Source organism: Vibrio sp. D173a (assembly GCF_030248475.1).
The window spans coordinates 1-719 of sequence record NZ_JAHGAH010000303.1 but is presented as its reverse complement, the minus strand read 5'-3'; the positions used below and the strand labels follow the sequence as shown (position 1 = coordinate 719).

Genomic DNA, 719 nt, shown 5'->3' with positions numbered 1-719 from the left:
TGTTTGGTGTCTTTAACACTTCGGCTGCACTTGCAAATTTCTCCAACCCAATTATCTTTCTTTTCCTAGGTGGATTTGCATTAGCGGCAGCATTGAACAAGCAGGAGCTCGACAAAGCGATCGCCGATAAAGTGCTTTTGATTGCTAAAGGTAAGATGTCGGTGGCGATCTTCATGCTATTCGGTGTGAGTGCTGGTCTATCGATGTGGATCTCTAACACCGCGACCACAGCTGTGATGCTGCCTCTGGTTTTGGGTGTGATGAACAAAGTCGACCAACGTGAAGACCGAAATACGTATGTATTCGTTCTACTTGGTATCGCTTACTGTGCTTCAATTGGTGGTATCGCAACGCTAGTAGGTAGCCCACCGAACGCAATCGCAGCAGCAGAAGTTGGCCTGAGCTTTACAGAGTGGATGGCGCTAGGTCTTCCTATCTCTCTTATTCTTCTACCAATTGCGATGGTTATCCTATATGCGATGACTAAGCCTAAGCTGAACCATACCTTCGAGCTAGACCATAAGCCAGTTGAGTGGACCAACAGCAAAAAAATCACACTGTCGATCTTCTTGCTAACAGTAACTCTGTGGATTTTCGGCAAACCAATCAACGCAATGATCGGTGGTTTCTCGAAGTTCGATAGCTTGGTTGCGATTGGCGCTATCGTCCTCCTTGGTGCATCTCGCGCTGTAGAGTGGAAAGACGTTGAGAAAGCAACA

The 719-nt window shown here is 46.9% G+C and carries 1 protein-coding gene; it reads left to right on the top strand.

What is annotated here, in order from left to right; all coding sequences use genetic code 11:
* A partial coding sequence (locus tag KIV40_RS24735) for an SLC13 family permease (RefSeq protein WP_285351833.1) occupies positions 1-719 on the top strand: 719 nt, incomplete at both ends.